Source organism: Mesorhizobium sp. M2A.F.Ca.ET.042.01.1.1 (genome assembly GCF_003997405.1).
In the GTDB taxonomy this organism is placed as follows: Bacteria; Pseudomonadota; Alphaproteobacteria; order Rhizobiales; family Rhizobiaceae; genus Mesorhizobium.
Map to the genome: position 1 here is coordinate 1 of NZ_RZRX01000324.1, position 5779 is coordinate 5779.

The window sequence follows — 5779 nt, forward strand, 5'->3', positions numbered from 1 at the left end:
AGCTTGAGGTGGGCGAGGTCGGAAGCGTCATAGACTAGGGCGCGGGTGTTCTGGCGCGTCGAGCCGGAATCGCCGCCGTCCTGGCGGGTCGCCGACTGCAGCACGGCGATCAGGAACTTGCCGTCAGGCGTCATCGACATGCCTTCGAGCCCCTGGTTGTTCTGGCGGCCGGTCTCCGGGTCCTTCGGATCGGGCTCGGCGGAGCCCGGGCCGGGATTGTCGGAAGCGAAGTTCGGCTTGCCGTGGCGCATCGGCACCAGCGCCGCGGGCGGCTGCGTCGCCGACATCAAGCGGCCTTCGGCCGAGAAGCGGTAGATGTTGGGGCCATATTCGTCGGAGATGAACATGGTACCGTCGGGCAGGCGCACGATCGCTTCGTCGTCCAGCGAAAGCTTGCCGTTGTCGGCCTGAGGCAGGATCGGCATGTCGCCGGCGGCTTCGCGCACGCCGTTGAGCGGGTCGAGGCCGGTCGCATCGGCGCCCTTATCGTCGGTCAAGAGCATGGTGTCGGCGAGCGTCGCCTTGACGCCGGCTTGTTCCTGCCCGCCGGCGGGCGCGGCACCTGGAGCGGTCGGAGTCAGCTCGATCGCGATGGTGTTGAGGCGCGGGCGGTAATCGGTGGTGCCGACGACATTGTACCCGCGGTCCGGCAGCAGCCAGAGCGAGCCCTTGTAGCCCGCGCCATCGCGCGCCCAGCCCTTGGTGTCGATCGACATGCCGGAACCCGAACCGAACGTCTCGCCGAACTTGTCCTTCTGGCTGGCCGGAATGCGGCCGACGCCGACGAGCCCCTTGTTGACGTAGGCGACGCCGTCGGCGAGCGCCGGCGTCATGGCGGTGAACAGGGCAAGTGCCGCGCCGAGCGCGACGGTTCGGTTGAGATGTTTCATGGAAATCCCCTTCGTGACGAGCAGAGCGGCCATTGGCTCAAAAGGGCGCGGCGCCGACGATGCAACCAGCCCTTGCCGCCGAGCGGTCTAGGACGTGAACGTGATGGTTGCGTGACAGGCGGCGCTTCTTCCTTCTCCCCTTGTGGGAGAAGGTGGATCGGCACGATAGCGCCGAGACGGATGAGGGGTGTTCCAGCAGAGTGAGGCGCTGGCGTTCCCTGGAACCCCCCTCATCCGTCGCCTTCGGCGACACCTTCTCCCACAGGGGGAGAAGGGAAAGGCGCGCCTCAATCGCTCTCTCTGGCGACAAGCTCCAGCGGCCAGACCTCGCGGATGATGCGCGTGCCCTCGGGACCGGCGAAAGCCGGAAGCGAGGCGAGCAGCATCTCGGCCAGCCGGCGGCCCATCGGCTCCAGCGACGGACGGAAGGCGGTCAGCGTCGGCGAGAAGTAGCGGCAAAGCGGCGTGTCGACGATGACGATCACCGCGATGTCGTGGCCAGGCCTGATGCCCATCTCGGCCAGTGCCTTGCAGCCGCCGAGCGCCATGGCGTCATTGTTGAAGATAATGGCTGTCGGCCGGTCCTTGGAGAGCATCACGCGCGGCGTCACCTGATAGCCGCCGGTCTCGTTGATGAAGCCGTCGGCGATCAGGCCGGGGTCGACCTCGATGCCGTGCCGTTGCAGCGCCTTGCGGTAGCCGTCGAGGAACAGGTAACCGAAGTTGAGATCGAGCGAAGGGCGGATGGCGGCAATGCGGCGGTGGCCGCGCGCGACCAGCCGGTCGACGGCTTCCTCACCCGCCCTCTCGAAATCGATATCGAGCGAAGGATAGGTATCGCCGCCGGATTGACTTCGGCCAAGCGTGGCGAAGGGAAAGCCGGCCTTGCTGAGATAGTCGATCCGGTCGTCCTCCCGCCGTGTATTGGCCAACACGACCGCGTCGGCCCGGCGCGTCTCAACCACGCGGCGCAGCCTCTCCGGCTGATATTGACCGGGCTCACCCATGACGACCATCAGATCGAGCTCGCTTTCGGCAAGCCGCGCCTGCAGGCCGGTCAGGAACGGGATGAAGAATGGCTCGCCATATTGCTGGTCGCCGGGATGCGGTTGCAGCATGAAGGCTATCGAATGGGTGGCACCTTTCCTGAGACTCCGGCCCGACTGGTTGGGCGAGTAGTTCAGCTTCCTGGCGGCCTCCAGCACGCGCTGGCGCGTCTCCGCGTTGACATCGGCGCGGCCGTTCAGCGCGCGCGACACAGTGCCGATCGAAATGTTCAGGTGACGCGCGAGATCGTGGATGCTGGACGCCAAGGCCGGTTCTCCCCCTGTCTTCGCTAGCACCGGCCGCCCTTCAGGCCAAGCAGTGGGTGTCGATTTTCGCGAGCAGGTGATTGACATTCTAAGCCATCGGGTGTGTTCTCGTAAACGTTTACGGAAAAACGTTTACGGTGATGCCGGAAATGCCGTGACACTCGGACTGGAGGGGCCGAGCGGAGGAGGAGCGCTGGATGATGAAGGTCGTCCTGGTCGGGTGCGGAGCCATGAGCAGGCAGTGGCTCGATGCCGCAAGGCAGATCGACGGGCTCGCCATTGCCGGCCTTGTCGACCTCGATGCCGAGCGGGCGCAGGCTAGGGCGCGCGAATACGATCTCAGCAACGCAGTCGTCGGTACCAGCGTCGACGCCGTCCTCGACGAGACGAAACCCGACGCCGTGTTCGATGTCGTGGTTCCGGCGGCCCGCCGCGAGATCGCGTTTTCTGCCTTTGCCCATCATTGCCACCTGCTGACCGAAAAGCCGCTGGCCGACAGCCCGGAAAATGCGCGAGCCATTCTCGATGCGGCGCGCCGCGCCGGCTGCATCCATGCCGTCGTCCAGAACCGGCGCTATGTCGCCAATGTCAGGCGGATCAGGCGCTTCCTCGACTCCGGCGCCATCGGCCGGCCGACCAGCATCCATGCCGATTTCTTCATCGCGCCGCATTTCGGCGGCTTTCGCGAGGAGATGGACCACGTGCTGCTGCTCGACATGGCGATCCACACTTTCGACGCCGCGCGCTACATGGTCGCCGGCGAGCCGGCCAGCGTCTATTGCCAGGAATGGGAGCCGGCCAGTTCCTGGTACCGGCAGGGCTCGTCGGCCAGCGCCGTCTTCGACCTCGGCGGCGGCAAGGTCTTCACCTATGCCGGGTCTTGGTGCGCAGACGGTTTCCGCACCAGCTGGGAAGGCAGCTGGCGCATCGTCGCCGAACGCGGCAGTCTGTTGTGGGACGGCCATGACGGGCTGAAGGCGGAGGTGGTCGCGTCGGGCCGCGACGGTATCATCGACAAGACGCAAACCATCGAGGTGCCGGCGCTCGACCCGGCCGATCGAGTGGGCGGACATCTCGGCATCATCCAGGATTTCATGCGCGCGATCCAAACCGGCACCGAGCCGGAGACCCGCGGCGCCGACAACATCAAAAGCCTCGCCATGGTCTTCGGCGCGATCGAAAGCGCGGAGACCGGACGGCGCGTGGCGATCCCGACCCAGGAAGGATGACGATGCCGAACCCGCTTCTCGATATCAGGATCGGCACCATGGTGCGGGCCAATCTCGACGATCCGGCCGCCTACGTGAAACAAATCCTGCCGCTTGGCTTCGAGAGCATCCAGCCCTTCTTCTGGCAGACGCTGGGCGGCAAGGACCTGAGGCGCCTCGCCGGCGAAATCCGTGACGCGATCGGTGATGCCGACGTCACCGTGTCGTCGCTCGGCGTTTTCGGCAATCCGCTTGAGAGCGGCGAGGTCGATCGCGGCGTGCTCGCGGCCTGGGAGACGGTGATCGACAACGCGCATCTGTTCGGCACTTCGATGGTCTGCGGCTTCACCGGCCGCCTGCGCGGCAAGAAGCTCACCGACAGCCTGCCGCGCTTCCGCGAGGTGTGGGGCCCGCTGGCCAGGCGCGCCGCCGACAAGGGCGTGCGCATCGCCTTCGAGAACTGCGCCATGGACGGCAATTGGGCGAGCGGCGACTGGAACATCGCCCACAATCCGGACGCATGGGAGCTGATGTTCAACGAGTTGCCCAACGACAATCTCGGGCTGGAATGGGAGCCCTGCCATCAGCTCGTCTACCTGATCGACCCGATCCCGCAGATCCGCAAATGGGCGCCGCGCATTTTCCATGTCCATGGCAAGGACGCGACGGTGCGCTGGGACGTGATCCGCGAGCATGGCGTGTTCGGCCGCCTGCCTTTCGTGCAGATGCGCACGCCGGGCTTTGGCGATAGCGACTGGACGCGGGTGATCAGCGAATTGCGGCTGGCCGGCTACAAGGGCGCGATCGACATCGAAGGCTGGCACGACCCCGTCTATCGCGGCGATCTGGAGATCACCGGCCAGGCGCGCGCTCTCGATTATCTGAAGCAATGCCGGGGAGGGAGCAGCTACCTGCCCAATCCGGTTTGAGTGCCGGCCGGCGGGAGGAGCCGGCCGATCCAAATCATTGTCGAAACCCTCCGTCGCGAGGGACCAAAGGGAGGAACGTGCATGAGCATCACGATCAGAAGGACTGTTCTGCGCTCGACCGTCGTGGCGGCCGCCACGGCGCTCTGCGCCTCGATTTCCACCTTGCCGGCAAAGGCGCTCGACGCCCAATGGTGCAAGGACGTCCACATCCGCTTCTTCGTTGGCGGCGCCGAGGGCGACGCCTTCGGCACGATCGTCTATAATGGCGCCAAGCAGGCGGCGGCCGATCTCGGGCCGAAGGTCGACTACATCTTTTCCGGCTGGGACGTCGAAAAGATGGTGCAGCAATTGCGCGAGGCGGTCGCCGTCAAGCCGCAGGGCATCGCCATGATGGGCCATCCGGGCGACGCTGCGATCATGCCGCTGGCCGAACAGGCGCATAAGGACGGCATCAAGATGATGTACCAGAACGTTCCGGTACCGACCGTGGTGGCGGCGTTCGGCGGCGGTTATGTCGGCGCGCAGCAGGAGCAGCAGGGGCGCGCGCTCGGCGCCGAGGCGTTCAAGCTGGCCGGGCTGAAGGCCGGCGACAAGGCGATCATGATCGGACCGTTCGAGAATGAGAGCCGCGGCGCGCGCGAGCGTGGGACGGTCGCCGCGCTGAAGGAGGCCGGCGTCGATGTCGTTCAGATCAATTCACAAACCGAATGGGCAGCCGATCCCAATCTCGCGATCCCGCCTATCACTGCGGCGCTGCTCAACAATCCCGGTGTCAAGGCGGTCGGCTATCCCGGCGGGCAGATGCTCGGCAATGTCGCCACCTACATGCAGGCGGCGGGCAGGAAGCCCGGCGATATCTTCAATTTCGGCTTCGACACCAGCCCGCAGATCGTCGAGGCCTTCAAGGGCGGCTGGGTGCAGCTGACGGCCGACCAGCAGCCGTTCATGCAAGGCTATCTGCCGATCCTCAGTCTCTGCCAGCAGGTGGTGCTCGGTCTTGCGCCCATGAACGTCGACACTGGCGCCGGCTTCGTGACGCCGCAGAACTACGAGATCGTCTCAGAGCTCGCCAAGCAGGCGCTGCGCTGACCTCCCAGGCCGCCGGCCGGACCCAACCCGGCCGGCGGGACCGCCTGCGGACGAGGCAGGCATAACAGACAATTCAAGCGAGGATCGCATGAGCGAACGCATCATCGAACTGCGCGACATCAAGAAATCCTACGGCCAGGTCTATGCGCTGGGCGGCGTCAACCTCAGCGTCGATCGCGGCGAAGTGGTCGGGCTGATTGGCGACAACGGCGCCGGCAAATCAACGCTGATCAAGATCCTGTCCGGCGTGGTCAGGCCGACCAGCGGCGAAATCCTGGTGCGCGGCAAGCCGGTCAGCGGATGGAGCGCGGCACGTTCGCGCGACGCCGGCATCGAGACCGTGTTCCTGT

General features: G+C 65.7%; 6 protein-coding genes. 4 read left to right on the plus strand and 2 right to left on the minus strand.

All coding sequences use genetic code 11. The annotated features are described in order from the left end of the window. Together EOA23_RS30660 and EOA23_RS30665 are read right to left on the minus strand one after the other, a co-directional pair. Positions 1–890 (minus strand): esterase-like activity of phytase family protein (locus EOA23_RS30660; protein WP_145966526.1); only part of this gene is annotated, 890 nt, incomplete at its 3' end. A 287-nt stretch (positions 891–1177) separates the two neighbouring features. Then, positions 1178–2203 (minus strand): LacI family DNA-binding transcriptional regulator, encoded by a 1026-nt coding sequence (locus EOA23_RS30665; protein WP_127306875.1) that lies wholly within the window; start codon positions 2201–2203, stop codon positions 1178–1180. Positions 2204–2400: 197 nt separating this feature from the next. On the opposite strand from EOA23_RS30665, the gene EOA23_RS30670 reads away from it, so the two are divergent. From EOA23_RS30670 to EOA23_RS30685, 4 genes are all read left to right on the plus strand, one after another. Further along, positions 2401–3432 (plus strand): Gfo/Idh/MocA family oxidoreductase, encoded by a 1032-nt coding sequence (locus EOA23_RS30670; RefSeq protein ID WP_127306876.1) that lies wholly within the window; start codon positions 2401–2403, stop codon positions 3430–3432. 2 nt (positions 3433–3434) lie between these two features. Beyond that, positions 3435–4340: a sugar phosphate isomerase/epimerase gene (locus EOA23_RS30675; protein WP_189341766.1), complete on the plus strand. Its 906-nt coding sequence runs from the start codon at positions 3435–3437 to the stop codon at positions 4338–4340. Positions 4341–4421: 81 nt separating this feature from the next. Further along, positions 4422–5429, plus strand: coding sequence for a substrate-binding domain-containing protein (locus EOA23_RS30680; protein WP_127306878.1), 1008 nt, complete (start codon positions 4422–4424; stop codon positions 5427–5429). Between the two features lie 88 nt (positions 5430–5517). Further along, a partial coding sequence (locus EOA23_RS30685; RefSeq protein ID WP_127306879.1) for an ATP-binding cassette domain-containing protein occupies positions 5518–5779 on the plus strand: 262 nt, incomplete at its 3' end.